The organism is Ensifer sp. ENS10 (genome assembly GCF_014852025.1).
Taxonomy (GTDB): Bacteria; Pseudomonadota; Alphaproteobacteria; order Rhizobiales; family Rhizobiaceae; genus Ensifer.
Map to the genome: position 1 here is coordinate 15,606 of NZ_JACVAS010000005.1, position 26,233 is coordinate 41,838.

Consider the following 26,233-nt stretch of genomic DNA (forward strand, 5'->3'; position numbering starts at 1 on the left):
GGTCCTCCCATGATTTGAGGCACGACGGCCCGCAGCCGCCCGTGCATCGCTTCTCAATCAAATTGCAAGGCCGCACACGGCTGTCGCCTTAGGCGAAGACGACAGTCTTTCGGCCGTTGAGCATGACGCGTGCCTCAAGGTGCCGTTTGACAGCCCGCGCCAGAACGCGGCTTTCGATGTCTCGGCCAGCTGCGACGAAATCCTCGACACTCATCGCATGTGATACGCGTTCGGTTTCCTGCTCGATGATAGGTCCCTCATCGAGGTCGGCAGTGACATAGTGTGCCGTCGCGCCGATCAGCTTGACGCCGTGCTCATGGGCCTGGTGATAGGGACGAGCACCCTTGAAGCTGGGCAGAAATGAATGATGAATGTTGATGACCTTTCCGAACAATCGACCGGCGATATCGTCGGAAAAGACCTGCATGTAGCGCGCCAGAACCACCAGGTCGGCTTCCGTTTCTTGAACGATCGCGAAGATGCGGTCCTCTTGCTGTTTTTTGTTTTCCCGGTTGATCGGCAATAAATGGTAGGGAATGCCCGCCCACGCGGCCGTCTCGCGACTGTCGTCGTGATTGGAAATCACCGCCACGACCTCGGCATCGAGCCAGCCGACACGGATCTGGTAAAGCAGGTGCAGGAACGCATGGTCAAACCGCGAGACCATGATGACAATTTTCGGCGCCTTTCGACAGTCGATCAGCCGCCCCTGCATCTCAAACTGTCCAAGGACTGGCGCCAGACCGCGTTCGATCCGATCAGCCGACGTCTCGCCCGATGGTGTGAACGCGATCCGCATGAAGAAGCGGTTGGTGGCGCGGTCCCAATACTGGTTGCTTTCAACGATGTTGGTGCCGAGGACGTGAAGCTGCGAGGTTACTGCAGCCACGATCCCTGCCCGGTCATCACAAGTCAGAGTGAGAACGAAGGGCTGCGTCAGGCTGGTCATCGCACGCCGGCCCGCAACTGCCTGGCCTCCCGATAATCCCCGAGCCAGGTAAGCGTCTTCTCCCAACCACCAAAGGGAAAGAAATGAAGGTGCAGTGGCGTTGCCGGATCAGGGTAGGCCGACGAAACCGCATCGATCACATCGGCCGGATTGCGGTCCGCGACGATGTTGAGAAGACCGCTCGCCGAACGCCTTAGAGCAGCTATCGACGGCCCCACACCGCACATCGCGGCAAAGCGGATGAGCTTCGTCAAACTCGTGACTCCGGCCAGCCCAACGTGAACGGGAACCTCAGGAAAATCGTCGTGCAATCGCTTTGCCCAGGCGCCGATCATCGCACCGTCGAATGCGAACTGCGAAACGACGCGAGGTTCGAGCGACCGACGTGCGCAAATCTCAAGCTTGCGCTTAAGCGCATCCTTGAGCCGAACCTCGGGAATGTTTGGATGTCCTTCCGGATAACCGGCGACAAAGGCGGTTCGTATCGAACTATCCGACAGCACCGGATGAGCGAGCAGTTCGGCAGATTCGCCGAGCGGCCCGGGGAAAAGCGCCGGGTTGCCGCCAAGGAACAGGACCTCGTCGATCCCATTGCGGCTATGGGCCTCAACGAGATTGACGTAGTCCCTTTCCGTCTTGAAATTGCGGGCTGCCAGATGCGGCACCGCAACATAGCCCAACTCAGTAATGCGCGCCGCCGCCTCGACCTGAAGTGCTTCCGGCTTGCCGGCAAGATGCGTCAGAAACACCCTTGAGCCCAAGGGAAGCGTATCGGCTTGCGGTGCGAAATTGCGAACCTGCTCCGGCGCGAGTTCGATCGATATGGTCGTATTGGCGCCGTCGCCCGGATGAACCCGTGTATCAGTGCATGCTTCAGCTGGATTGGTCATCGCCTCACCCGGATTTTCAAGCAGGGCAGATCCGTTGGCCGCAGCGAGAGCAGCGACCATGGTCTGCGGAGCATCGATGGAGGGAGCCCGACCGCTTCAGCAGCCGGGCAACAGGGTACTCAGTTGCTTGCGGCGCGTCGCAAGGAGTGGAACGGAAGAGCCACGACCCGGGCAGCAACGTCGCGCGTTGTGCCGTCATCCTCCCAACGCAGCGTCACCTGCGTCCCGACCTCCCCGAACGCCTGCTGCAGATGACCGAAGCCGATCAGCTTGCGAAGGGTGGGCGACCACGCGACACTGCTCGCGTGACCGATTTCAACGGAGCCATCGAAGACAGGGACTGGGTACCATCGCACACGCCGCAGGTTTCCAGGTTCCTTGCTTTCCAGCCCACTGCCGGCGATCTGCTTCCAGTCGATTTCCAACCCCACGAGCTGGCGATGTTCGCCATCTTTCGACATTCGCTCCAAGGCGGCCCTGCCAAGAAAATCGGGTTTCTTGAAATCAACGAGCCGGCCAAGACCGAGGTCAAAGGGGGAAGCGCGGAATTTGCCTGCGGCCTGAATGCCGGCGCCTCCGTGATCCGGTCCGGCACTGGTATAGTCGTAGCCGACGATCAGGAGGCCCGCCTCCAGCCGTGCGACGTCGAGTGCCCAGGCGCCCGCCGGACGAATACCGAAGGGGCGGCCGGCCGCTTCTACCGCATCCCAGACGATCGGCGCGTCATCGTCCTTCACCCACAACTCGTAGCCATGCTCGCCGGTAAAACCCTGGCGCAGGATTTCGACTTGCCTTCCCGCAATGGTCACGACCGCAAGCCGGGAGAAGGGGAGCTCCTGAAAACCCGCCTCGGTCACTGCCTCGAGCACCTCGCGCGAACGCGGCCCCTGTAGCGTCAGAATGCCATAGGTGTCGGTGATGTCCGTAACCTCGACGTCGAGGCCCTCGGCGTGCTGCCTCCACCAGGTAAAGCCTGGGTCGGCCGACACGCGAAACGTATTCTCGTCCATTCGAAAGACGAGACCGTCGCCAACGACATGGCCGTTTTCATCGCACCAGGGCGCATAGTAGATCTGCCCGACCTGGAGTTTCTTGATGTCGCGCGGGATCAACTTGTCCATCATCGCTTCGGCGTCGGGACCTGCGATCACATACTTCGACAAGGGCGACATGTCTCCCATGGCAACAGCAGTGCGAATTGCCGAGAGCTCTGCGACCATGTCGGAATAGGCATCGACGACCATGTTGCGGTCCCAGCGCATCCAAAGTGCGTTTTGGTTCAGCGGAGCCGTCCGTTCGACAAATGGCGTTCCGCGAAATGCAACGCGCGCTCCGTGAGCTTCCGTCAAACCGGTTGTGAATTTGATATCGTCCATTGATACGCCCTCTCCTCCATAGCCGGACTTTCGAAGGTCATCCTTCGCAAGTGCACTGTGCGGCTGCCTAACTGAACTGGAGAAAAGCTTTTCATGGAGGGGCCAAAGCAGGAATGCCTGTCGTTGCGAACGACATACCCGCAGTTCAAGCAAGTGCCGAGAGATCGCAGGCGCTCTGATACCGCGAGACAAAATGCAGCAAGTGGCAATTGAGCTACCGAGATACGGCCAACTCGCGTCCGACCGTCGGCATCTGCCCCTTCCCTGGCCGGCCGCGCCAACGACCGGGCAATGTCGATGATGTCGTCGCGAGACGCCGTTGGATCCTCCTTGTTCCAGGCAAGACCAAGCCCGATCTTGAGATCGACGCCGCGCACGGGCTTGAGCTCGAAGTTGCGGTTCGGCAGATCCTTCGTCCATTCCGGCGCAAAGCCGATCCCGAGGCCCGCTGCAATGGTCATGTGCGATCATGACACCGCGTGATCTTTTGGCTTGGAACGTTCGGAAATTGAGGGTCAAGCGCGGCCTCTCACAGGAACGCCTTGCGCTCGAAGCGCAGTTGGAACGGGTGTCGATCTCTCAACTCGAGCGCAAACAGGTCAATCTCGGCGTGGATTCATTGGGCAAGATCGCGACGGTGCTCGAATGCAAGGTCTTCGAATTGTTCGTCGAGCCAAAAGTCGGCGAGGAAGCGCCCTCCAACCTGCCGCGGGGACGCAAGCCCTAATCTGCCAAGCAGAGTTCCGGTCGATACATTATGCGATTTCTTGAGCGAAGTTTTGACGAAGCGCATCAGCGCCTCCCACGCTCCTCGATCACACGCAATTAAACCTTAAGCCTTTGGGAAGATCGTTACCAAACAAGCAGAACGTCTGGGTGCCGCAACGTCGCGGGAGCAAGTCGTGCCGCGCGTCCAGCTCGGTGCAATCGCAAAGGAAGCGCCTGCCTCGGCGCAACCGAGGGAAACGCCGGAATTCGTCAGCACCGGCGCGCTCCGAATGAGTGCGCAGGGGATTTCGAGCTACTTTTGCATACAGCGAATGGGTGCTGGATACCGCCCGACCAGTTCATCGACAGTCAACAGGGTGACACCCTCCACGATCGATTGAGCGACTAAAATCCGATCAAAAGGGTCCCTATGGATCGCTGGCAGTCCATCCACCGCTACCGCGTGTTCGCTGGTGATTGGGAGCTCTTGGTAGCCGTTATCGATGAGACCGCGGCGAAGTAGGCGAGGATCCACGGTAAAATCGGCGCGGCCAAGCCCGCGCTTGATGGCCACCTCCCAGAGACTCACCGCGCTAAATAGCAAAACATTGTCGGTATTTTCGATCTCAGCCAGAACGGCGGGCGGCAGTTTCCCAGGCTCTCCCGCAGCCCAAAGCAGAAGATGCGTATCCAGCAGGAGTTTCATCATTCGCCGCCAAACAGTTTCTCGATATCTTCGCCACCCATCCGATCGAAGTCTTCCGGTACGGAAAACTGCCCCGCCATGAATCCGACGCGACGAGTTTCATCGGCGGCAGGGGCCTCGACCGCGACGACCTTCACCAACGGTTTACCCGATTTGGCAATTATAAAGGACTCGCCTTTCGCTGCCTTCTCAATGAGCCGGGACAAATGAGTTTTCGCCTCGTGAATATTTACAGTGTGCATGGCCCTACCTCGAACTTAGTTCTGTAAACTTAGTTCAGTTTCGACCTGATAGCAAGCATGACCGCGCCGAAGTATCGACTTTGACGCCCAGCGGTCCAGAGAAGCAAGCAATGCAGGCAACTCGGCGACAGCAGTAGTTCGAGATGGCAGTAGCCATCGTCGCTGCGATGGTGACCCGGCCGGAAGATATCGCTCATCGGCGTCTTTCAGACAGGCGTGCGCGGACCGATAATAGTCCGATCAGGGTCAGAAACGGCAACGCGCCCAAGACTGCGCCAAGATGGGGCGGCCACAATTCAGAGCTCCGCAGTCCGACGCTCGTCTAACGCCAAGTTTTTTGAGATATTGAGTACGGTAGATCACCCGATCTGCCCAATCAGCAAGGGAGGATGTACTATGCCACTGTTCATAACCACAGGGTGCTATACAGCCACGTCAGCGAAGGGAATGATTGATAGTCCATCGAACCGAGAAAAGGCAGCCCGTGACATCATGGAAGCAGCGGGCGGAAAACTGCATTCATTCTACGTCACGACCGGCGAAACCGATTGGATGGCCATCACGGAATTCGACGATGGCGCTGACCTGGTCCCCGCACTTCTCGTCGTTGGCGCATCGGGAGCCGTCTCGAATGTCAAAACCGTGCGAGCCTACACGGGCGCGGAATTCAAGGCTGCGCAAGAGAAGGCGGGCAAAATCGCATCTTCCTACAGGCCCCCGGCAAAATAAGCAGACCACTGGTTGAAACATCTCTGGCAGCGGACCGAACCTCCGCTGCCAGAAACGATGTGTTGGCGCGCGAATAGGCCTCGGAGACTCGGCCCATGGGGTGACGATCCTTCTGCATTAATGAGTATGGGAACATATCTAGAAATATGATTTTATTGCGAAATTTAATGTTTTCGCAGAAAATACTTGTTATTTAACGACTGAAAAAACTTGCAAATGCACAGCATCATTGACTTGTCACACGCAACGGCGAGCCCGCTCCGCGTCGATTTCCGACACGCACGACGGATGGCCTACGGCTTCCGCGACACGCACAACAGCGCGCGAATAGGCATCTATGGGATGGTCAGCGGATGACCGTCATCAGAATGACTGTCAATTGGAAGTGTATCGAGCAAAATAAAAGCGCCTTCACAGATGAATCACGCCGCGCCGCGCGGCGTGGGCGACCGCATCGGTGCGACCGGTGGCATCAAGCTTGTCGATGATGCGGCCGACATGAAATTTCGCTGTATCGACAGAGATGCCGAGTTTGCGAGCAATCTCCTTATTCGAAAGGCCTTCTGCGAGAAGCGCCACGACTTCGCGTTCGCGGGAAGTCAGACCCGCCTCCTCCGTGGCGGCCCGCGCCGTGGAGAGGACCAGCTCGGACATCTCCCCTTCCGGCGCCAGACGCACCCAATCGACAGACGTAAGCAGCTCGCTCAACCGCTCCGCAAGCACCGGATCGTCGATGCGCACCGCGATCGTAATAGGGCCCGTGTCACTCATCGGCGGGGTCGGGTCGCGATAGTGACCGCCGCCTCGACATCAGCGCCCGCACGCCTGATCCCCAAGGAGACCGATCTGCCAATCGATTGATGATCAAGGGTCCGCACGAGCGCATTGACCGAAGGAACGGCCTCACCGTTCCAGTGGACGATGATGTCTCCTTGCAGGACCCCACCAATAGCGCCGGGTCCATCGGGGTCAACACTCATGACCATCGCCCCCTGGCCGCCACCGGTAACGGCGACCTGATGGAGCCCGAGGCCGAGATAGCCACGCGGGACTTCGCCATGCGCCAGGAGGAGAGCCGCCGCGCGTTCAACGGTTGCAGAGGGGATGACGAGGGTTCGGCCCCGGGGGCCGCGCACCGCCATTCCAAAGACATTGCCCTCCGCGCTGATCGCCAAGCCCCCCTCCGCGCGACGTCGCAATCTCACGTCTAGCTCGATACGTGCATCGATTTTCCCGCCGCGCATCGATCGCCACGCAGGACCAACCGCGATCGCGCTGCCGAATGAAACAAGTGGCGCGCTCTCGGCGGCCGCGGCGACCACGACGAGTGCACCAGGTCGAGGCACCTCTTGGTCGAGCACAGCCGACAGCGCGGGGGCTCCCTCGACGCGAAGCAGCGCGATGTCAGTCGACGGATCGCGCCCCACCAGGCTGGCTGGGTGTTGCGTGCCATCCGAGAATTCGATGAGGATCTGACCTTCGTCGGAAAGAGCTTCATCTGCGGTGATGATGAGGCCTTCGCGCCAGACGAATCCGGTGGCGAGCGAACGGGTTGAGGCAATTTCAACAATGCTCGGCGCCACCGCAGCGGCGGCTTCGACGATCGTGGAAGATAATTGAGCGAGGAAACTAGGTTCAGTCATGGGTGATCTCCTGTAAAGCCTAATGTGTGTCTCTACGGCGGTGATAGCCACTGCCCGGTCAGGTAGGCCGATCACGCTCGGCTTGCCCGCATCCCAACGCCTCGGCGCTCATCACTTGTCGACGTACGCGGCTGGCCTAATATTTCAACGCGATCTGGAAAGTCAGGATAGCGCCCGTGGCGTCGTAGCTGGGGAGCGAGTAATCTCGCTGAGAGAGTACAGCGGACCGAACCTCCGCTGCGAGAAGCGATGGTTGGCGTGCAAAGCGGCCGCGAGATGCTCGATTCGCTGGGGACCAATCGAACTGGTCGCGATTGCGAGGAGGCAGCGGCAAAGGCGCGCGAGGACGGCGATCCGGTTTCGCGTAACGGAGACCGTTACGCACAGGCGATCTCATGAACGCAGCAATTATCCGTCCGTGCTAGTTCGGAATGACTACAGGCCAACTTGCTCCATTCGTGTCGACCCGGCGTCAGGGGGCAAGCGGCTTGTCTTCCCGATTGCGAAAACTGGCCCTCACCAGCCTTTGCACCGCACATGTAACGACGCCGGTTTGAAATGCCTGCTTTCCCGCTTCAGATTACCCGTGCTGTTACAGAGTGGATCGAGTTGTTGCCGTAGCCCAGCCGGTTCCACACGGCGTGTTCGGGTTGTGTCCGGCCCGCCGTGTCGGTGGCGCGCGCCCGCACGGTGAGTGGCCCCGTCTCCTCAAGTCGCGTGATCAACTCCCACCATTGCCACGCAGCCCGTCGTCGTTCGCCAACGAGCCGTGCCTCGCACCAAGGTCCGTCGTTCAGGCATACATCGACCCTGGAGATGCTGCCGGCGCCCGACCATGCGACACCCCGGATCGCGGTCTCGCCGCGCGGCAGGTTCTCCCCCTCATCAGGCGAAGATACCAGCGCTCGCACATTCATCAGCTTCACCGGCGCGCGCTCGTCATGCCCGTTGCGCACCCAATGGTACCAGTACTTCTCCGCCTGATAGTACGCTTCACAGGGCTTGTCGGTAACGACGATCTCGGTCAGCCACTTGACGGACGCCACCGCATACCAACCGGGCACGATCAGCCGCAATGGATAGCCATGGGGCGGTGACAGTGGCTCGCCGTTCATCTCGTAGGCAAGAAGCGCATCCGTTTCACCGATCTGGTCCAAGCTTAAGCCACGTTCGAAACGAACCGGCGCGACGTGCCCGTCGACGACCCCGCTGTCGGCACCGCGGAAGGTGAGTTCCGTCGCCCCGGGTCGCAGGCCCGCGCGCTCAAGCACTTCCATCAGGCGAACCCCGGTCCACTCGGCGGTGCTGACGGCGCCCAGTCCCCAGGCTTCACCGGGTACGGCAGGATCGAATAGGCTGCGGCCGTTGCCGGCGCATTCCAGTGTCACCACGAGGCTCTCCGCATGAAGGTTGTGAAGCTCCCTCATGCACAGTTTCAGTGGCCGTTCGACCAGCCCGCCGATCGACAGCCGGTAGTTGTCACCGCCAAGGTTCGGAATATCGAAGTGGTTACGCAAGTAGAACCGACCGTTCGGCATCACGGCACCGCCTGCAAGGTCCGGCACCGAGGTCTCGCCATTCAACGGATTAACGCTGTGAATGAGAAGGCCAGCCTCGATGGCATCCTGGCACGCATCTGCGGGGTTGAGCACCTCTGCAGACACGTCCACCGGGCGCCCATCACAGCCGCCGCTCGAAACCATCGCAGCGCAGGTCATCGCTGCCGTCACTTCGACCTCGCCGGCTTGACGGAGAGGCGTCAAAAAAGCCTGAAGCACGGTCTCATCCGCTGCCTCGGCAATGAAGAACAGTGAATGTGAGCCCTGCGCAACAGCTTCCCCCTTGATCAGCACACCGTGGCGGGCAGCGCTCGGCCGGCTCAAATGATTCAACAGCATCGCGCCCTTGGCCGGATCGCGCGCGGGACAGGTTTCGGGTGAGTGCCGATGGTGCACAATGAACAGAGGCATCGAAAACTCCCTGCTGGGGCTTCGTCGAACTGGCTGGTCGGTCTGATACGATCAGTGGTGGTCCTTCGGTCTCTTAGGCACCTGCATGATCAGATAGAACCGCACCGCCTCCCGGCTAGGATTAGACGCCGGATTTTTGGATGAACATGCCTTGTCACCCGCGCTAGGAATAGGTTGGCGGTTGATGTTGTGAGGCTGAAGGTCCGCTTTAGACCGGAATCCGAGACACATCCGTTGCCTTGAAAGGAATCGAACTGTTGACTTCCAGAGACGTTCAGAGCGCCAAACTGTCAGCCCACACAAAGACGATATTTCGCGAGCGCCAGATCGGACCGGCATCCGTGTATTCCCCGGCCCGCTTGCCGCCGAGCGCGTCGTAGAAAGCGATCGCAGGTTCGTTGCCGTCGACCACGCCCAGCCCAACTCCGGGAAATCCTCTCTCCCGCAAATGCAAAGCAAGCCTTGAGAGCAATAGGCGGCCGATGCCTTGGCGTTTGACATCCGGATCGACGTACAGGTTTTTGATCTCGCCGAGATCGCCAAAGATCCCGGCTGAGGGCGCGCCGGCGGCGCCGATCGCGACCGGCCTTCCCTCCAATTCGGCGAGAAGCACGATCTGGTCGGGATCGTTCGCCGTGAGCTTTTCGCGCCAGGTGCTGCGGCGACGGGTTTCATCGAGCAGAGCGTAAACCTCCGGTGGGGCAAGACCACGATAGGTTTGCCGCCATACCCTCACGTGCAAATGCGCGATTGCATCCGCGTCGGCCGGGGCTGCTTGCCGTATCGTCACCTTTTCCATCGCCCGCTCCCCTATTCCACCTGTGTCATCAGCCAACGTTGGAACGCCTTGAGCGCCGATGAAGGCTTGCGGTCCGTTGGGGTGGTGAACCAGTAGGCGACCTTGGATGCGTAGCCAATCCCCCCGGGATTGACGAGGCTTCCGGCCCTCAGTTCCTCCTCGACGAGCTGTGGTGGAACGAGGGCCATGCCCTGGCCGGAGATCGCGGCGCGCAGGACGAGCGTATAATAGTCGAAGCGCATGACGCCCTGTGGCTCGAGGTCCGGTTTCCCATGTTCCGCCACCAGGTCGATCCAGCGCAGCGGAGTGCTCGGATGCTCGATGATGACACCGCGCGCCGCATCCTCGAGGGTTTCACAGGAGCCGAACCGCGCGAGATAAGCGGGTGCACAAACGAGCCGGACATCCTCGCCGAAGAGGTAGACCGAGTGTTCGTTCGCGAATGGCCCACGGCCGAAGCGGAACACTGCGTCCGGCTGAGCCGCCGGGTTGTCGGTCGCGAAGGTGGTGTACTGAACGTCGATATCCGGGTGTTTCTGATTGAAGTCGGAAAAGCGCGGCAAGAGCCAGCGGTCGCCGAGGATGGGCAACACCTTCAGCCGAAGCGTATGGGAATCGGGCTGCAGGCTCGCGGCGCGGAAGGCGGCCTCCTCCATCGCCTTGATCGCCACCTGCGCTTGTTCCAAATAGATGCGGCCGAGGTCTGTCGGCACCATGCCCGACGGCTTTCGCGTGAACATCTGCGCGCCGAGAAGGTTTTCGAGGGTCAGCAACTGCTTGCTCACGGCGCTTTGCGACAGGTTGATGCTTTCCGCAGCCGCCGTCGTCGAGCCTCGCTCCGCAATCGCAAGCATCACGCGAAGGGCAGTCATCGAAGGCAGTGGTACGGAGGTATGAACCAAGGGCATTCTCTGGCAAGGGGCTAGTCGGTTTCGTCATAACGGTATCGCTTTTTCGCGTTTGTGCAAGCGGTCCCTAAAAGGCAACCTCAACTCGGGAACATAATTACCGAGATGGGAGACTATCATGACAGAACAAGCGACATCGCTTTGGGGAGGCCGATTTTCCAGCGGTCCCTCTCCGGAACTCGCGGCGCTCTCGCGAAGCAATCCAAGCTTTTTCCGCCTGTCCCCCGAAGACATCGCCGGGTCTCGCGCCCATGCGCGCGAACTTGCGCGCGCTGGCGTACTGAGCGAGGACGAACTGCCGCGGATGCTGCAAACGCTCGATACGATCGCGGCCGATGTCGCGGCCGGCCGCGAAAAGCCGAAAGCCTCGGATGAGGATCTTCACACCTTCCACGAGCGCCTGCTGATCGAGCGGCTGGGTGCCCTCGGCGGCAAGCTGCGTGCCGGCCGCTCGCGCAACGACCAGACCGCCAACAACACCCGGCTCTACCTTCGCCGCACGGCGCGGCGACTGGTGAAGCTGGTCCTTGCGGTGCAGGACGCACTCGCCACCCAGGCGAATGAGCATATCGAGACGGTCATGCCGGGCTTCACCCACCTTCAGCCCGCTCAGCCGATATCGCTTGGCCATCACCTGATGGCGCACGCACAGTCGCTCAGCCGCGACATCGAGCGCTTCATCGACTGGGACCGCCGCTTCGACCGTTCGCCGCTCGGCGCCGCCGCCCTGGCCGGCTCGGCTTTCGCCCGCGATACCGAAAGCTCTTCGCGCGATCTCGGCTACGCCCGTCCCTGCGAGAATTCCATTGATGCCGTCGCGAGCCGCGACGTGGTCTCGGAATTCCTGTTCGTGACCGCGATGCTGGGCGTGAACCTCTCGCGTCTGTCGGAGGAGATTTGCATCTGGGCTACGCGCCAGTTCGCCTGGGTGAAGCTGCACGATTCCTACTCGACCGGCTCGTCGATCATGCCGCAGAAGAAGAATCCCGACATCGCCGAGCTGACGCGTGGCATGTCGGGCACCATGATTGGCAATCTTGCGGGCATGCTCGCCACTCTCAAGGCGATGCCGCTTGCGTACAACCGCGATCTCGCCGAGGACAAGCGCGCGCTTTTTGAGACGATCGATCTTCTCGACCTGATCCTGCCTGCCTTCGCCGGCATGGTCGCGACGTTGACCTTCGACACCGAACGCATGGCAGCCGACGCGCCACGCGGCTTCACGTTGGCAACCGAGGTGGCGGACTGGCTGGTGCGGCAGGGCATTCCTTTCTCGCATGCCCATGAGATCTCCGGCGCCGCCGTACGTTACTGCGAAGAGCGGGGCATGGAGCTTGACGGACTGACCGAGGCCGACCTGCCGAACATCGACGAAGCATTGACCCCGGATGTGCTTAAGGTGATCGACCCAGCCCGGGCGCTCGCCGAGCGTTTCGGGCAGGGGGGAACCGCCCCCGCCCGCGTGCGCGAGCAGATCGCGGTCTTTGCCGACACCTGCAAAGAGCAGCGTGCCTGGGCCGAACAGGATCTCTCGGGTGTTGCCCTTGTCCCCTTAACGGGAGAGGAAGCATGACCGACACGCCCCTTCCCCAATCCAGCCGCGATGCCCATGACATCGCCCATCTTGAACTCGTCCCGCGCAGGCATGTGGGGCGCAAGGTCTTCGCCGCCATCGTGCTGCTCATGGTGGCGCTCCTGATCCGCGCCTTCGTCGTCGGCCAGATCGAATGGCCGGTCGTCGGCCAATTCCTGTTCGCCCCCGTGATCATCCAGGGCATCTGGAACACACTGCTGATGACAGTCGCGGCGATGTCGCTCGGCATCGCACTCGGCGTCCTCATCGCGATCATGCGCATTTCCGGCAATCCGGTGCTCGAATACATCGCGCTCGTCTATGTCTGGATCTTCCGTGGCGCGCCGGCGCTACTGCAGCTGCTGCTCTGGTTCAACCTCGCGCTGATCTTCCCGACGATGGGCATTCCGGGCCTGTTCGAATTCAACACCGTCGAGGTGATGACGCCCTTCGTCGCCGCCATGCTTGGCCTGGGCATCCAGCAGGGCGCCTATACCTCGGAAGTCGTGCGAAGCGGCCTCCTGTCCGTGGACGCCGGCCAGTACGAAGCCGCTCGGACGATCGGCATGACGGGAATGCAGACGCTGCGCCGCATCGTGCTGCCGCAAGCCATGCGCGTCATGGTTCCGCCTGTTGGTAACGAGGTGATCAGCATGGTCAAGCTCACCTCGCTCGCCTCGGTGATCCAGTATTCGGAGATCCTGCACAATGCGCAGGTGATCTACTACGCCAATACCCGCGTGCTGGAGCTGCTGATGGTCGCAAGCTTCTGGTATCTCGCGATCGTCACCGTCCTCTCCCTGATCCAATCCCGGATCGAACGCTACTACGCCCGCGGCACCCGCGGCCGCACGACGATCTGAAGGGGGCGCACATGACAAGTGAAATCCTGGTCAAGGCCGTTGACGTCTGCAAGAGCTTCGGCACATTCAAGGCGCTCAATGAGGTGGGTCTGGAAGTGCGTAAGGGCGAGGTGAGCTGCATCATCGGCCCCTCGGGTTCCGGCAAGAGCACGTTCCTGCGCTGCATCAACCTTCTGGAACGCATCGACTCCGGCGCGATCTGGGCCAATGGCGAGCTGATCGGCTACCGCCGCGACGGCAACAGGCTCTATGAACTGAGCGACGTGGAAATCGCCCGCCAGCGCCGGGGCATCGGCATGGTTTTCCAGCGCTTCAACCTGTTCCCGCACAAGACTTCGTTGGAAAACGTGATCGAAGGGCCGGTACAGGTTTTGGGCGAAAGCTCGAAGGCCGCCCGCGAACACGCGATGGAACTCCTGAAACGCGTCGGCCTTGCCGACAAGGCCGGCAACTATCCCTCGGAGCTTTCTGGCGGCCAGCAGCAGCGCGTCGCCATCGCCCGAGCGATGGGCATGCGTCCCTCGCTCATCCTGTTCGACGAGCCGACCTCCGCACTCGACCCCGAACTGGTGGCCGAGGTGCTCGATGTGATGAACGATCTCGCCGCCTCCGGCATGACGATGATCGTCGTCACCCACGAAATGGGCTTTGCCCGCAACGTCAGCAACACCGTCGCCTTCATGGACGGCGGGCGGCTGATTGAGCACGGCCCTTCGGCGCGGGTCCTGACCCAACCCGACAACCCCCGCACCGCCGATTTTCTCAAGGCTGTGCAACGATAACCGTAAAAAACCGACAGGATGGGAACTACGATGAAAAAAGCAATTCTGGCCGCCTCGGCGTGCCTGCTCGCCTTTACCGCCCACGCACAGGATCTGCCGGAGAAACAAAAATCCGCGGGCAAGCTTGTGGTGGCGAACACGCCGAATTATCCGCCGATGGAATATCGCGACCCGGCGACGAACGAACTGATGGGCGTCGACATCGAGCTTGGCAAGGCGCTGGCCAAGCAGCTCGGCACCGAGATCGAATGGTCCGAGATCGGCTTCGAGCAAATGGTGTCTTCGCTGAACACCGGTCGCGCCGACCTAGTTTTGAGCGGCATGAGCGACTTGCCCAAACGACGCGAGACCATGGACTTCGTCGACTATATGAGCTCCGGCGCGCAGTTTTATACCTCGGCCAAACGCAAGGATGAATTCAAGGAACTCACCGACTTCTGTGGCAAGACCGTGGGCATGAGCCGTCGCACCTCCTTCCCGGATGAGGCCAAGAAGTGGAGCGCCGCCAATTGCGAAGCCAACGGCAAGCCGGCGCTTGTTATCGTCGGCACCGAAGGCTCGGCCGATGCCCGCGCCCAGTTGAAGCAGGGCCGCCTTGACGGCGCGGTCCAGGGCTCGGAAACCCTGCCCTACCTGCTGCAGCTTGAAAAGGACACCTACGCCATCGTCGGCGAGCCCTTTACGGAAGTCTATCAGGGCATCGGCTTCTCCAAGCAGACGCCCGAGCTGCGTGACGCGATTGCCGGCGCCCTGAAAGCCCTCATGGCCTCCGGCGAATACAAGGCGATCTTCGAAAAATATGGTCTCGCCGCCAGCACGCTCGACGGCGTGATGATCAACGGCGAAGCCGCAAAATAATCGCGGGACGGCCCGGCGAGTATGCCGGGCCGCTCCCCTCGCCTGCCCGAACGAGGATATCATGATGCCCGATGAAGCCCGAGGCGGCGTGCAAGCGTTGACGCATGTCGAGGCGCTTGCCGATTTCTGCGCCCGACTTGCGCCTGCCGATCTACCGGCCCGGATCGCCGCCCGTACCAAATCCCACTTTCTGGATACGCTCGGCGCAGCACTCGCTGGCACTCGCTCCATCGAATTCCGCAAGGTACGTGCGCTCGTCGCACCAGGGGGAACAACACCGCTACTGGCCTCGCCACAGCGAACCGGACCGCGCGACGCGGCCCTTGCCAACGGGGTGGCCACCCATGTCTTCGAACTCGACGATTCCGGCGGCTGCGATCATACAGGCGCCGTCGTTCTGCCCGCGCTACTGGCAGCTCTTCCGTCCTGCGAGGCCCCGATTTCCGGCGGCGATCTCATTTGCGCGCTGACGGCGGGTTACGAGGTCGGCCGCCGCGTGCTGGATGCATCCGGCGGCTACGGCGTGCACAATGCTGCCGGTTGGCACTCCACCGGCACCTGCGGCACGCTCGCGGCTGCGGCAGCGGTCGCCCGGCTGCGCGGCTATGACAGCACCCTCTTTCGCCACGCCCTGACGCTGGCCACCAGCTTTTCCTCTGGCCTGTGGGCCTTCAATCATGATGGCAGCCAAGCAAAGAAGGTCCACGCGGGCCGGGCGGCTGAAGGCGGACTTCTCGCCGCCGATCTCGCCGGCGCCGGCTTTTCCGGTCCCTCGCAGGTGTTCGACGATGTCTGGGGCGGTTTCTTCCGCACCTATGTCCGGGATGCCGGGCATGCCGCCGAACTCTCCGCCGGGCTGGGCACGAACTGGAAGATTGAACGGGCCTCGCTCAAGCCCTACGCTGCTTGCCGCGGCGCGCATTCCGCCATCGACGCTGTCGGCGACATCCTTGCCGAGACCGGCCGCACTGCCGCCGACATCGCGCGGGTTGACGTCCGCCTCAGCTCCTTCCTGATGGACATGTGCGGCCGGGCGCGGCTGGAAACACTGGCGGGCGCACAAATGAGCCTCGGCTATGCGCTAGCGGCGCTCCTGGTCTTCGGCCGCGTCGACCTCGAACAGTATTCCGCCGCCGCCCGTGGCGACCCGCGCATCGCCGATGTTCTCGGCCGCTTCCGCTTTCATCCCGATGCGCAGATGCCGCAGATGGCCGAGCCGGAGGTGACCGTCATCTTCGCTGATGGCGAAAGCAGGACGGCGATGGTGCCCCGCGCCACCGGCTCCAGCGAGCGGCCGATGAGCGACGCCGCCATCCGTGCCAAATTCGACAGCCTCGCGTCGATGGCATTGCCTGCGGCTCGTATCGCGGACCTCGCCGATTTCGTGGGCGTGCTGGAGGAACACGCGGACTGCCGGGGCCTTTCTGACCTGCTGGTCGCAGACGAACCCGAAGCGCCGGTCTTCATTTGAGAAGGAAGTTTCATGACCTACGATCTCAGCCCTCGCCCACTCAACCCGGCGTCACCAGCCCCCGTTTTTGACTGGCCGTACGGCAAGAAGAGCGCCCTTTTTATCGGTTTCGACGTCGATGCCGAGACTGCCTGGATCGGCAACAACCACGCCAATGTCGACCGGATGGTGACGACCTCACTCGGCGGATACGACGCCCGGGTCGGAATCACAAAGATCCTCGAACTGCTGGATATGCTGCGCCTCAAGGCGACCTTCTTCGTTCCGGGCTGGACGGCCGAGGCCCATACAGCCGCGTGTGAACCGATTGTCGCTGCCGGGCACGAGATCGCCCATCACGGCTACCTGCACAAATGCCCGGATCGCAGCAAGCTGGACGAAGCAAAAGAGGAGATCGACCGCGGCCTCGAAGCGCTGAAATCCCGGCTCGGCGTCACACCCGTCGGCTATCGCGCGCCATCCGGCGAGAATTTTCCCGAGCTTCTCGCCTATCTTTGCGAACGGGGCCTGCGCTATTCCTCATCCTTCCGCGATGATATCCGCCCCTATCGTCACCGTCTGGCGGACGGCCGCCCGGGGCCGGTGGAAATTCCGGTCAACTACGCCTTCGACGACTGGAATTTCGGCATGACCGGTCGGCTGGATGCGCGCCCGCTCTTCGGGAGGGACGCTATCCTACCCATCTGGCGCGAGGAGTTTGTCGGAACCCACGAGTGGGGCGGCGTGAGCACGCTTGTCTTGCATCCGCAGGTTTCCGGCCGGCCGATGCGGTGGCGGATTCTGCGGGATTTCCTCAGCGAGGTCGCCGCGCGTGACGACGTCTGGATCGCCACCGGCGCGGAAATCCTCGCGCACTACGAAGCCGAAACCGAAGCAGCATAGGGTCTCGCCGGTCGCCCACCAAACCAACGCGAATGGACTTCAACCGTCTCCACAGCAGAGGCGACCCTTACAATATCGCAATATCGCCATCGTGGTCAGCCACCGGTCTACGGGCGCGGCCTTTCTCTTGCTTGAACACCGCCGGCCTTTGCGATCGCCGGCACGGCGACCGGGCCACCGCCTCTGGGAGCCGCCGTCCATCAATGGCGATCGCAGTTTCAGCCCGCCTTCAGCGCGGCCTCAATGGTCGCGAAGATCGTCTCGACCTCATGTTCACCGATGGTGAGCGGCGGCGACAGCACGATGGTGTTTGCCACCGGACGAACGAGCACTCTGTGTTCGAAGCAGTGCTTGTAGACTTTTCTGGCCAGCGCCTTGCCGCTGACGGGATCCTCTCCAAGTTCGATGCCGGCGAGCAGACCGAGGTTGCGGATGTCGACGACCCCTGGAAGACCCTTGAGGCTGTGGGCGCAGGTTTGCCAATGCGGCTCAAGCCGCGCTGCCCTTTCGAACAGGCCTTCGGAAACATATACATCGAGCGACGCGAGGCCGGCCGCCGCTGCCAGCGGATGGCCGGAATAGGTGTAGCCGTGGGACAGTTCGACGGCACCCGAGGCCGCTTTCCCAGTGACCGTGTTGTAGATGACGCTCGAGGCGATCACGCCGCCCATCGGAACCGCACCGTTGGTCATACCTTTCGCGACCATCAGGAGATCGGGTATGACCCCGAAGCGATCGGCCGCAAAGGGCCGGCCAAGCCGCCCGAAGCCGGTGACGACCTCGTCAAAGATCAACAGGATGCCATGGCGTGAGCAGAGATCGCGCAGCCGTTCGAGATAGCCGACCGGTGGTACGAGCACGCCGGTCGAACCGGCGACAGGTTCGACGATAACGGCTGCGATCGTCGAGGCGTCGTAGGTCGCGATCATCTGTTCGAGTGCATCGGCAAGCTCTGCCCCGTGGCGAGGCTGACCGAGGCTGAAGGCGTTCCTTGCCGGATCGTGCGTATGGGGCAGGTGAACTGCGCCCGGCAAGAGCATGCCGAACTGCTTCTTGTGCGGCCCCATTCCGGCCGCCGACAGGCCCCCGAAACCAACACCGTGATAGCCGCGCTGGCGCCCGACGATACGTTGGCGCTGCCCCTCCCCCCGTGCGTGATGATAGGCAAGCGCGATCTTGATCGCCGTATCGGCGGCTTCGGAACCCGAATTGGTAAAGAATACATGGTTCATATCCGCCGGAGCGATCGACGTCAGCCGATTGGCATATTCGAAGACCAGCGGATGCCCGAGGCCGAACGAGGAAGCAAAGTCCAGCCGCGCCGCCTGCTTCTGGATCGCCTCGACGATCCGCGGATGACCATGCCCGGCGTTGACGCACCAGAGACCGGCAATGGCGTCGAGCAGACGATGGCCGTTGCTGGTGAAGTAGTAGAGCCCTTCGGCATGCGAGATGAGTGCCGCATTCGCCTTGAAATCCCGGTTTGCCGTGAACGGCATCCAATAGGCATCAAGGCTGTTCGGGCCGGGCGTGGTGAGCGTATCCATGTGATTGGGCCTTCTGTTCGCTGGGCAAGCGCACCGGCAAGGCGCGCCGGTAGGCCTTCAGGCTGCGATTTCATCTCGGTAGGTCGGGTAGCTCTTGAAGCTCGGATTGTCGGCCGGCAGCACCGCGAGTTCCATCTCGCCGGCCGCAGGCCGCATCACGATGGTCGCGACCGTCGCTGAGACATGGCCACGCGACGAACGATGTGGCGGACGGCAGACGGCGTAGGGATAACCGAACTTGTCAGAAAGCGCGGCCTTGACTTCGGTGACGCCGATCTTGTCGGACTTTTCGAGAATGCGGCGAACGCGCCAGTCGCGATAAAAACTGTCCGACCAGCTTGAATGGGCCTGCTCGCGCAATTTCAGAAGCGCCGTTTGGCTCTGCCAATGGTTGGCATGCACGATGAGATCGTTTTCCGGATAGATGTTGAACGCTTCGTCCGGCGCGCATTCGAAACTGACGGCAAAGCCATCCTTGTGGCTCACGATGATGTTGTTCGACGCCGACTTCCTCGTTCCAGCCACGGCGCGCATCGCCATCGCCAGATGTTCCTGCTGCAGGACCATGCGCCGGATGAGTGCCAGTGGCACGCCGTCGCCGGCAAAGTCGCGATCGCTCTCGAGATAATTGGCCGTGACGGCGATGCCCTTGTCGTTCATGCCGCTGCGTGCAAGGCCACCGGCCTCGGTGAACGTCTGGTAGGACGGACCATCATCCGGCTTGACGCGCAAGACGATCGCCGTCTCCGCGCATTCTGCCATCCAGTCCCAGTTCTGCGCGTGCACGAGCTCTCCCGTGGCGCTGCGCTCGGGCAGGACAACGACACCGGTGCAGCCGTCGCCCGAATGCTCGGCCCTCGCCGCCTGGGTCCTTCGCGCCCTCGCAAGGATCTCGGTACGGGCATTGATCAGCACGACGTGCTCGAACGGCAAGTCCGCACCTTCGGCGATGCCCTTCATCTCCACCACGAAGTTTGGGTCGAATGCCTCGATGAGCGGCACATAGCCGGCAACGATCGATTTCAGGTCGTCGGCCAAGACCCCAAGCGTCGCAAGCCGGCCAGCATACAGTTCGACGCTGCGACGTACACGGTCCTTCGCCTGCTGCCCATACTGACGCCCACGCTCGAGCGAACTTCCTGAGATCGAAACGAACGGAAACGGTGCAGCGGTCATCTGTCTTCTCTTTCACTCCGTATTGCGTTTTGTGATGTTAAAATGCACTATCTCAAGGAATTGTCCAGAGGAAATCGAACAGCTATGTCAGAAGCGCACCCCAAAGACCGACCAGACCCTGGAGCCAGTTGATGAGCACGGAAAGCAGCCCGAGCGCGTTGCAGATCGACATTGCCCGGCAGATCCTGCTTCAGGCACAAAAAGAAGGCTGGCGGGCCGGTCATCCGATTGTCGAGAAGACCCTGGCAACGATGTTCGGCGTATCGCGCACACCGATGCGGGCCGCCCTCGAGATCCTTGCGACCAAGGATCTCGTGCGCCTCATCCCCAACAAAGGCTTTGTCGCCGCCACCGATCTCGGCAACGGCACCTACATCGAGACATTCAGTGAGAGCGAAACGGAACGCCTGAAGCAGCAGATCCTGCGTGACCGCTCTGTCGGCACCATTCCGCAGGAAGTGTCGGAAAACGAGCTGACGGAACGCTACGGCATTGCGCGCGGCACGATCCGCAAGGCATTGACGCAATTATCATCGCAAGGTCTCATTCACCGCCAGCGCGGCCACGGATGGGCATTTGTCGATTCGCTCGACAGCCCGGAAAGCCTGGCCGAAAGCTACCGTTTTCGCATTGCGATCGAGCTTGCGGGCCTTGCCGAGCCGAATTATCGCGCCGATCCGGATGCACTTGGGGCCCTCATTGCGGAACACGAAAACATGTTCGACCAGATCAATGCCGCCGGCAGCGTCAGCCGCGACAGCTGGTTGAAACTCAACGCCTCCTTTCACGAGGCGCTGGCTGCCTGGTCCGGAAACCGCTTCATCCTGCAATCCGTGCGCATGCAAAACGACCTCAGACTGCTGCGCGAGTCCTCGGTGTTCGATCGGCTCCGGCCGGAGCGCATGGAGAGGTCGCTGAGGGAGCACATCCAGATCCTCAGGTACATCGGCTCCGGCGAGATCGAATTCGCCCAGCTTGCGCTGCGGCGCCACCTCGAATCCACGCTGCAGAAAGTCGAGGACCGTATCCGCAGCGAAAGATAACGCCTGCCGAGAGCGCATAACCTCCTCATTTGCAGAGGCGGAAAAGGTCCGCGATTTTTTGTATTGCATTATGAGCGAACAAAAGGCACAGTTCGATCAACACAAAAAACGGGACAGACCACAAAGAGGAGAACTGAGGTGAACCGTAGACAGAGACTTGCCGCATCGGCCGCAGCAATAGCGCTGTCATTGACCTGCGGCCCGGCCGCAGCCGAAACGCTGAAGATCGCGCTTAATGCCGACATCCGCAGCCTCGACCCGGGCGTAAACCGAGACGCCAACAGCGATGCCGTGGTGTTGCACATCGTCGAGGGTCTCGTCGCATACAGCGAGGACGCCTCAGTAAAGCCGCTGCTCGCCAAGGAGGTCGCTGTCTCGGACGACGACCTGACCTACACCTTCACGCTCAGGGATGGCGTCAAGTTCCATAACGGCAACGTGCTCACCTCAGCCGACGTTGTCTGGAACTGGAGCCGCTACATGAACGAAGCCACGAAATGGCGATGCCGCAACGACTTTGCCGAGGGCGGCGCCGCCCATGTCGTATCCGTCACGGCACCCGACGACAAAACCGTCGTGTTCAAGCTCGAAAAGCCGAACGCCCTCTTTCAGGCAACGCTTGCCAGAACCGACTGCGGCATGACCGGTATTCTCGACAAATCATCGTTCAACGCCGACGGCTCGTTCAACGTGCCTGTCGGCACCGGTCCCTTCCGGTACAAGGAATGGCGCAAGGGCGAATTCATCGACCTGGAAGCCTTTGCCGACTATGCGGTACGCAGCGAAGAAAAGCGGGACGGCTACACCGGCGCCAAGCGTCCGCTTGTCGAGGCCGTCCGCTTCGCCGTTATTCCCGACCGCTCCTCCGCCAAGGCTGCGCTGCTCAATGGCGATATCGATATCGTACCGGACGTTCCCTATGCCGATGTCGAGGAATTCAAGCAGAACGCCGGTACCGCCGTCTCGCTGGCGACCAATCCCGGCATCGTCGCGCTCCTGTTGCAGACGCGCGATCCGCTGCTCAAGGACATGCGCATCCGCAAGGCGATCGCCATGGCTCTCGACACCAAGACCATGGTCGAGGGAATTACGCTCGGTCTCGGCAAGGCCAACAATTCGATGATACCGCCGACCTCAATATACCATTCCCCAGCCCAGACCCAGGGCTACAGCTACGATCCCGAAGCGGCAAAGGCGCTGCTGCGGGAAGCCGGTTACAACGGCCAGCCGATCAAGCTCATCGCCAATACGCGCTATTCCAACACGTACGATGCGGCAATCGTGGCACAGGCAATGCTGCAACAGGTCGGCATTACCGCTGAACTCGAAGTACTGGAATGGGCGGCACAGCTCGACCGGTATCAGAGCGGCAACTACACGGCGATGGTGTTTCCCTATTCGGGACGCTACGACCCCGCACTGACCATGGACTCCGTCATGGGCAGCAAGGACAAGGAGCCGCGCAAGGTCTGGGACGATCCGGACGCACAGGCCATGCTCGCCGACGCCGTGCGTTATTCCGACCCGGCCAAGCGCCAGGAGCTTTTCGACAAGCTGCATGCGCGCTTCCTGGAAACCGTGCCCTTCATCATGCTCTATAACGGGCTCGAGGCGTCGGCCTACCAGAAACACGTCCAGAACTACGCGGCTTCGATCTTCTCCATGCCCAGGGCATGGGAAGTCACGATCGCCGAGTAAAAAGGTACCGTCGAGATGCTGCGCTTCATCCTGTCGCGAATAGGAATGGCCGTTCCGACAGTCTTCCTCGTCGCCGTCGCCGTCTTCTTCCTGATCCGCCTCGTTCCCGGTGATCCAGCCGCGCTCCTGCTTGGAGACATGGCGTCGCCCGAGAGCGTCGCCGCCCTGCGGTCGGATCTCGGCCTGGACAAGGACATCCTGACGCAGTTTGCGATCTGGTTGACCAACGTATTCCAGGGCGATCTCGGGACGTCGATCACGACGAAGGAGCCGGTGGCCCATCTCGTCATCGAGCGTTTCAAGGTGAGCGCCGGCATCGTCCTCGTTGCCGTCGCCCTTGCCTCGCTGGCTGCGGTCCCCGCCGGCTTCATTGCCGCGCTCCGGCAGAACTCGAAGCTTGATCTGACGCTCGTATCGGTTGCGGCCTTGCTCTTGTCGATCCCGACCTTCTGGCTCGGCCTCGTCATCCTGCTCATCTTCGGCCTCAAGCTCGGTTGGTTGCCGGTGGTCGGCTACGTATCGGTTGCCGAAGACCCGAGCCGGGGGCTGCTTTACGTACTGATGCCGATCCTCACCCTGTTCCTGCACGAGATCGGCGTGCTCCTGCGCATGGCGCGCGCCTCGGCGCTCGAAGTCCTAAGGCTCGACTACATTACCCATGCCCGCGCCAAGGGCCTTCCCGAGCGCACCGTGCTGTGGCGACACGTGTTTCCCAATGCCTTTGCGCCGACGCTGACGCTGATCGGTCTGGTTCTCGGCAACATGCTGGGCGGCATCGCCGTCGTCGAGACCGTGTTCACCATTCCTGGCCTCGGGCGACTTCTGGTCGATGCGATCTTCGGCCGTGACTATCCGGTGATCCAGGGATGCCTGCTGTTCATCGCTGTCATCTACGTGCTGGTCAATCTGATCGTCGACCTCTGCTATCCGCTCTTCGATCCACGAGTGAAAATCACATGAAGTCCCTTTCTGCCAATGCGATGGTTGGCGGCCTGTTCGTCGGCACCTTCGTGATCGCAGCCTGCATCGGTTCGGTCTGGACGCCCTACGATCCGATGGCGCTCGACATGAAGGCGCGCCTGGCCGGACCGTCGACCCAGCACCTGCTCGGCGCCGACGAGTTCGGGCGCGACGTGCTCAGTCGTCTGATGCTCGGCGCCTCGGCGAGCGGCATCGTCAGTCTCGCGACCGTCGCGATTGCGACCGTCCTCGGCACCGCGCTCGGCTCGATATCGGGCTATCTCGGCGGGTGGACCGACCGGGTGCTCGCCGCCGTCACCAACGCCCTGCTTGCTTTCCCCGGTATCTTGCTCGCACTCGGCCTGCTCGCGATCTTTGGCGCCAACAAATACGGCATCGTGCTGGCGCTCGGCATCGCCTACACGCCTTCAGTCGCCCGGATCGTGCGCGGCACCGTGCTTTCGCTACGGGAGAGGGAATTCATCGACGCCTCGCGGATATCAGGTGATTCCGAGATATACACGCTGCTTCGCCACATCCTGCCCAATTGCATCGCCCCGTTGACGGTTCTGACGACATCGATGTTCGGCTGGACCCTGCTTTCGGAGAGCGCCCTTTCCTTCCTCGGCCTCGGTGTACCCCCACCAGCGCCGACCTGGGGCAACATGCTGGCCGCTGCCCGCCCTTACCTCGCCCAGGCCGCCTGGCTTGCGATCTTCCCGGGCCTTTGCATCTCAATTGTGCTGCTCGGCATCAATCTGCTCGGCGACGCACTGCGGGATCGACTCGATCCGAAAATGAGAGGCATGCAATGAACACGCCAACCCTCCTCACGGTCGACCGGCTGGTGCTCGGCGCCACGGCCGTCGCCACCCGGGTCGTCGACGGCGTCAGCCTGACGCTTCGCCGCGGCGAGCGCATCGGCATCGTCGGTGAATCCGGCTCCGGCAAGTCGATGCTGATGCGCGCCGTCATCGGCCTTCTTCCGGCCGGAATCTCCAAGCTCGGCGGCAGCGTCCGGTTCGAGGATCGCGACATGGGAGATCTTCAGCCTGAAGAAGTGCGCAAGCTGCGCGGCAAGGGCATAGGGCTCATCTTTCAGGAGCCGATGACCTCACTCAACCCTGCGCTCACAATCGGCCGCCAGTTGGAGGAAGGCCTGGCACTGCATACCGCGATGGACGCCACGGGACGCCGGGACGCAATCCTTGCGATGTTGAGGCGTGTCGGCATTGCCGACCCCGATGCCGCCGTTCGCGCCTTTCCGCACGAGTTTTCAGGCGGCATGCGCCAGCGCATCATGATCGCATCCGTCATGTTGCTGGAGCCTGCGCTGTTGATCGCCGACGAGCCGACGACCGCGCTCGATGCCGTCGTCCAGCGAGAGGTGCTGGAACTGCTGCACGCACTGGTCGAAGAGAAAGGCACCGCAATGGTGCTCATAAGCCACGACATGGCGATGGTGGCCCAATACACCGATCGCGTGCTGGTCATGCAGAAGGGGGTGTGCGTCGAGGAGGGAGCGACCAGCGAACTGTTGCGCGCTCCGCGCCATGAGTACACCCGGAAACTTTTGTCCGCCCTTCCCCGCCGCGCGCCGGCACGCGCGATCGCACCCAACGCGCCGCTTGCTAGCGTCAGAAACATGAAACTTGCCTATGGCAGCGGCAGCAGCGCCAAGGCTGTGTTGCACGGCATTGACCTCGACATCCATCCCGGCGAGATCGTCGCGCTGGTCGGGGGATCGGGCTCCGGCAAGACGACGCTTGGCCGCATCATCGCAGGGCTGCTACAGCCGAACGAAGGCACACTGACCTTCCGCGGCCAGGCGGTGAACCGGAAAAGCGGCGGCTACGCCGATTACCGTGCCAATTGCCAGATGGTGTTTCAGGATCCCTACTCCTCCCTTGATCCCAGGATGCGTGTGCGCGAGATCGTCGCCGCGCCGCTCCGGCACGAAAAGTCGATGCGTTCGACCGCCCGCCGCGAGCGGGTGAACGAAGTCTTGAGCGAGGTCGGGCTCGGTCCGCAATTCGCCGATCGTTTTCCGCATCAGCTCTCGGGCGGACAAAGGCAGCGTGTTGCCATCGCCCGTGCGCTCGCTCGCCGGCCGGACCTCGTCATCGCCGACGAAGCGGTCTCGGCTCTCGACATGACCGTAAAAGCCCAGATCCTCAAGCTGTTGACGCAGTTGCAGGAACAGCAGGGATTTGCGTGCCTTTTCATCTCGCATGACCTTGGCGTCGTCGAACAGATCGCCGATCGCGTCGTGGTAATGCATCGCGGCGTCATCGAGGAGCAGGGCAGCCGTGATGAAATCTTCGATCGGCCGACGTCGTCCTACACGAGGAAGCTCCTGTCGGCGGTTCCCATGCTTGCTCCGGCTGACGGCGGTGGCATCGACCTCGTCTGGCGAGCGGCTTAGTCTAGGCGTTCAGCAATAGCGGACGGCGCGGTATC

At 61.7% G+C, this 26,233-nt stretch carries 25 protein-coding genes and 1 pseudogene; 13 read left to right on the forward strand and 13 right to left on the reverse strand.

The features are described from left to right. Positions 1 to 88: 88 nt before the first annotated feature. From purU to IB265_RS18440, 4 genes and pseudogenes are all read right to left on the reverse strand, one after another. Complete coding sequence (gene purU / locus IB265_RS18425; protein ID WP_113132778.1) at positions 89 to 949, reverse strand: formyltetrahydrofolate deformylase; 861 nt, start codon at positions 947 to 949, stop codon at positions 89 to 91. Next, positions 946 to 1,839, reverse strand: coding sequence for a methylenetetrahydrofolate reductase (locus IB265_RS18430; RefSeq protein ID WP_246805985.1), 894 nt, complete (start codon positions 1,837 to 1,839; stop codon positions 946 to 948). Before IB265_RS18430 ends, purU begins: the two co-directional genes overlap by 4 nt. A gap of 119 nt (positions 1,840 to 1,958) precedes the next feature. Further along, complete coding sequence (locus tag IB265_RS18435; protein WP_192494963.1) at positions 1,959 to 3,215, reverse strand: aminomethyltransferase family protein; 1,257 nt, start codon at positions 3,213 to 3,215, stop codon at positions 1,959 to 1,961. Positions 3,216 to 3,478: 263 nt separating this feature from the next. Next, positions 3,479 to 3,670, reverse strand: a pseudogene (locus IB265_RS18440) (LysR family transcriptional regulator); the annotation flags it as partial. Between the two features lie 53 nt (positions 3,671 to 3,723). Between IB265_RS18440 and IB265_RS18445 the strand changes: the two are divergent. Beyond that, on the forward strand, positions 3,724 to 3,942 hold the full coding sequence (locus IB265_RS18445) for a helix-turn-helix domain-containing protein (protein ID WP_246805986.1): 219 nt from the start codon (positions 3,724 to 3,726) through the stop codon (positions 3,940 to 3,942). 294 nt (positions 3,943 to 4,236) lie between these two features. On the opposite strand, the gene IB265_RS18450 is transcribed toward IB265_RS18445, so the two are convergent. Beyond that, positions 4,237 to 4,629 carry a type II toxin-antitoxin system VapC family toxin gene (locus IB265_RS18450; protein WP_057248455.1) on the reverse strand — a complete coding sequence of 131 codons (393 nt, stop codon included), beginning with the start codon at positions 4,627 to 4,629 and terminating at the stop codon, positions 4,237 to 4,239. Next, positions 4,629 to 4,871, reverse strand: a complete 243-nt coding sequence (locus IB265_RS18455; RefSeq protein ID WP_057248288.1) for a type II toxin-antitoxin system Phd/YefM family antitoxin — start codon at positions 4,869 to 4,871, stop codon at positions 4,629 to 4,631. Before IB265_RS18455 ends, IB265_RS18450 begins: the two co-directional genes overlap by 1 nt. Before the next feature lie 396 nt (positions 4,872 to 5,267). Here IB265_RS18455 and IB265_RS18460 point away from each other — a divergent pair, with 396 nt between their 5' ends. After that, on the forward strand, positions 5,268 to 5,600 hold the full coding sequence (locus IB265_RS18460) for a GYD domain-containing protein (protein WP_058325856.1): 333 nt from the start codon (positions 5,268 to 5,270) through the stop codon (positions 5,598 to 5,600). A 411-nt stretch (positions 5,601 to 6,011) separates the two neighbouring features. Here IB265_RS18460 and IB265_RS18465 read toward each other — a convergent pair whose 3' ends face one another. The 5 genes from IB265_RS18465 to IB265_RS18485 form a co-directional block, all read right to left on the reverse strand. Next, entirely contained in the window at positions 6,012 to 6,371 is a 360-nt protein-coding gene (locus IB265_RS18465) for a response regulator transcription factor (RefSeq protein ID WP_057248290.1), read from the reverse strand. After that, positions 6,368 to 7,243 (reverse strand): S1C family serine protease, encoded by an 876-nt coding sequence (locus tag IB265_RS18470; RefSeq protein WP_113133260.1) that lies wholly within the window; start codon positions 7,241 to 7,243, stop codon positions 6,368 to 6,370. The genes IB265_RS18465 and IB265_RS18470 overlap by 4 nt, the downstream gene beginning before the upstream one ends. A gap of 575 nt (positions 7,244 to 7,818) precedes the next feature. Further along, entirely contained in the window at positions 7,819 to 9,213 is a 1,395-nt protein-coding gene (locus tag IB265_RS18475; RefSeq protein WP_162733678.1) for a sulfite oxidase, read from the reverse strand. A 274-nt stretch (positions 9,214 to 9,487) separates the two neighbouring features. After that, complete coding sequence (locus tag IB265_RS18480; RefSeq protein WP_113133261.1) at positions 9,488 to 10,012, reverse strand: GNAT family N-acetyltransferase; 525 nt, start codon at positions 10,010 to 10,012, stop codon at positions 9,488 to 9,490. 11 nt (positions 10,013 to 10,023) lie between these two features. After that, the gene (locus IB265_RS18485; protein ID WP_162733679.1) at positions 10,024 to 10,920 is read right to left on the reverse strand and encodes a LysR substrate-binding domain-containing protein; all 897 of its coding nucleotides are present in this window, start codon (positions 10,918 to 10,920) and stop codon (positions 10,024 to 10,026) included. A gap of 118 nt (positions 10,921 to 11,038) precedes the next feature. Between IB265_RS18485 and argH the strand changes: the two genes are divergently transcribed. From argH to IB265_RS18515, 6 genes are all read left to right on the forward strand, one after another. Beyond that, the gene (gene argH / locus IB265_RS18490) at positions 11,039 to 12,493 is read left to right on the forward strand and encodes an argininosuccinate lyase (RefSeq protein WP_192494964.1); all 1,455 of its coding nucleotides are present in this window, start codon (positions 11,039 to 11,041) and stop codon (positions 12,491 to 12,493) included. After that, positions 12,490 to 13,356, forward strand: coding sequence for an amino acid ABC transporter permease (locus IB265_RS18495; protein ID WP_113736901.1), 867 nt, complete (start codon positions 12,490 to 12,492; stop codon positions 13,354 to 13,356). Before argH ends, IB265_RS18495 begins: the two co-directional genes overlap by 4 nt. A gap of 11 nt (positions 13,357 to 13,367) precedes the next feature. Further along, positions 13,368 to 14,138 carry an amino acid ABC transporter ATP-binding protein gene (locus IB265_RS18500; RefSeq protein ID WP_112995296.1) on the forward strand — a complete coding sequence of 257 codons (771 nt, stop codon included), beginning with the start codon at positions 13,368 to 13,370 and terminating at the stop codon, positions 14,136 to 14,138. A gap of 30 nt (positions 14,139 to 14,168) precedes the next feature. Continuing rightward, the gene (locus tag IB265_RS18505; protein WP_162728047.1) at positions 14,169 to 14,996 is read left to right on the forward strand and encodes an ABC transporter substrate-binding protein; all 828 of its coding nucleotides are present in this window, start codon (positions 14,169 to 14,171) and stop codon (positions 14,994 to 14,996) included. Positions 14,997 to 15,060: 64 nt separating this feature from the next. After that, a complete protein-coding gene (locus IB265_RS18510) occupies positions 15,061 to 16,467 on the forward strand; it encodes an MmgE/PrpD family protein (RefSeq protein WP_246805987.1) in 1,407 nt (468 codons plus the stop codon). Positions 16,468 to 16,479: 12 nt separating this feature from the next. Then, positions 16,480 to 17,349, forward strand: a complete 870-nt coding sequence (locus tag IB265_RS18515) for a polysaccharide deacetylase (RefSeq protein WP_192494966.1) — start codon at positions 16,480 to 16,482, stop codon at positions 17,347 to 17,349. A 218-nt stretch (positions 17,350 to 17,567) separates the two neighbouring features. On the opposite strand, the gene IB265_RS18520 is transcribed toward IB265_RS18515, so the two are convergent. Together IB265_RS18520 and IB265_RS18525 are read right to left on the reverse strand one after the other, a co-directional pair. Then, a complete protein-coding gene (locus IB265_RS18520) occupies positions 17,568 to 18,896 on the reverse strand; it encodes an aminotransferase class III-fold pyridoxal phosphate-dependent enzyme (RefSeq protein ID WP_192494967.1) in 1,329 nt (442 codons plus the stop codon). 57 nt (positions 18,897 to 18,953) lie between these two features. Beyond that, a complete protein-coding gene (locus IB265_RS18525; RefSeq protein WP_192494968.1) occupies positions 18,954 to 20,072 on the reverse strand; it encodes a C45 family peptidase in 1,119 nt (372 codons plus the stop codon). Between the two features lie 131 nt (positions 20,073 to 20,203). On the opposite strand from IB265_RS18525, the gene IB265_RS18530 reads away from it, so the two are divergent. The 5 genes from IB265_RS18530 (at position 20,204) to IB265_RS18550 (ending at position 26,198) form a co-directional block, all read left to right on the forward strand. Further along, positions 20,204 to 21,115 (forward strand): GntR family transcriptional regulator, encoded by a 912-nt coding sequence (locus tag IB265_RS18530; RefSeq protein ID WP_192494969.1) that lies wholly within the window; start codon positions 20,204 to 20,206, stop codon positions 21,113 to 21,115. Between the two features lie 138 nt (positions 21,116 to 21,253). Further along, a complete protein-coding gene (locus IB265_RS18535; RefSeq protein ID WP_192494970.1) occupies positions 21,254 to 22,813 on the forward strand; it encodes an ABC transporter substrate-binding protein in 1,560 nt (519 codons plus the stop codon). Positions 22,814 to 22,828: 15 nt separating this feature from the next. Beyond that, entirely contained in the window at positions 22,829 to 23,773 is a 945-nt protein-coding gene (locus IB265_RS18540) for an ABC transporter permease (RefSeq protein ID WP_192494971.1), read from the forward strand. Then, complete coding sequence (locus tag IB265_RS18545; RefSeq protein WP_192494972.1) at positions 23,770 to 24,588, forward strand: ABC transporter permease; 819 nt, start codon at positions 23,770 to 23,772, stop codon at positions 24,586 to 24,588. Before IB265_RS18540 ends, IB265_RS18545 begins: the two co-directional genes overlap by 4 nt. Continuing rightward, on the forward strand, positions 24,585 to 26,198 hold the full coding sequence (locus IB265_RS18550) for an ABC transporter ATP-binding protein (protein ID WP_192494973.1): 1,614 nt from the start codon (positions 24,585 to 24,587) through the stop codon (positions 26,196 to 26,198). The genes IB265_RS18545 and IB265_RS18550 overlap by 4 nt, the downstream gene beginning before the upstream one ends. Positions 26,199 to 26,233 lie beyond the last annotated feature (35 nt).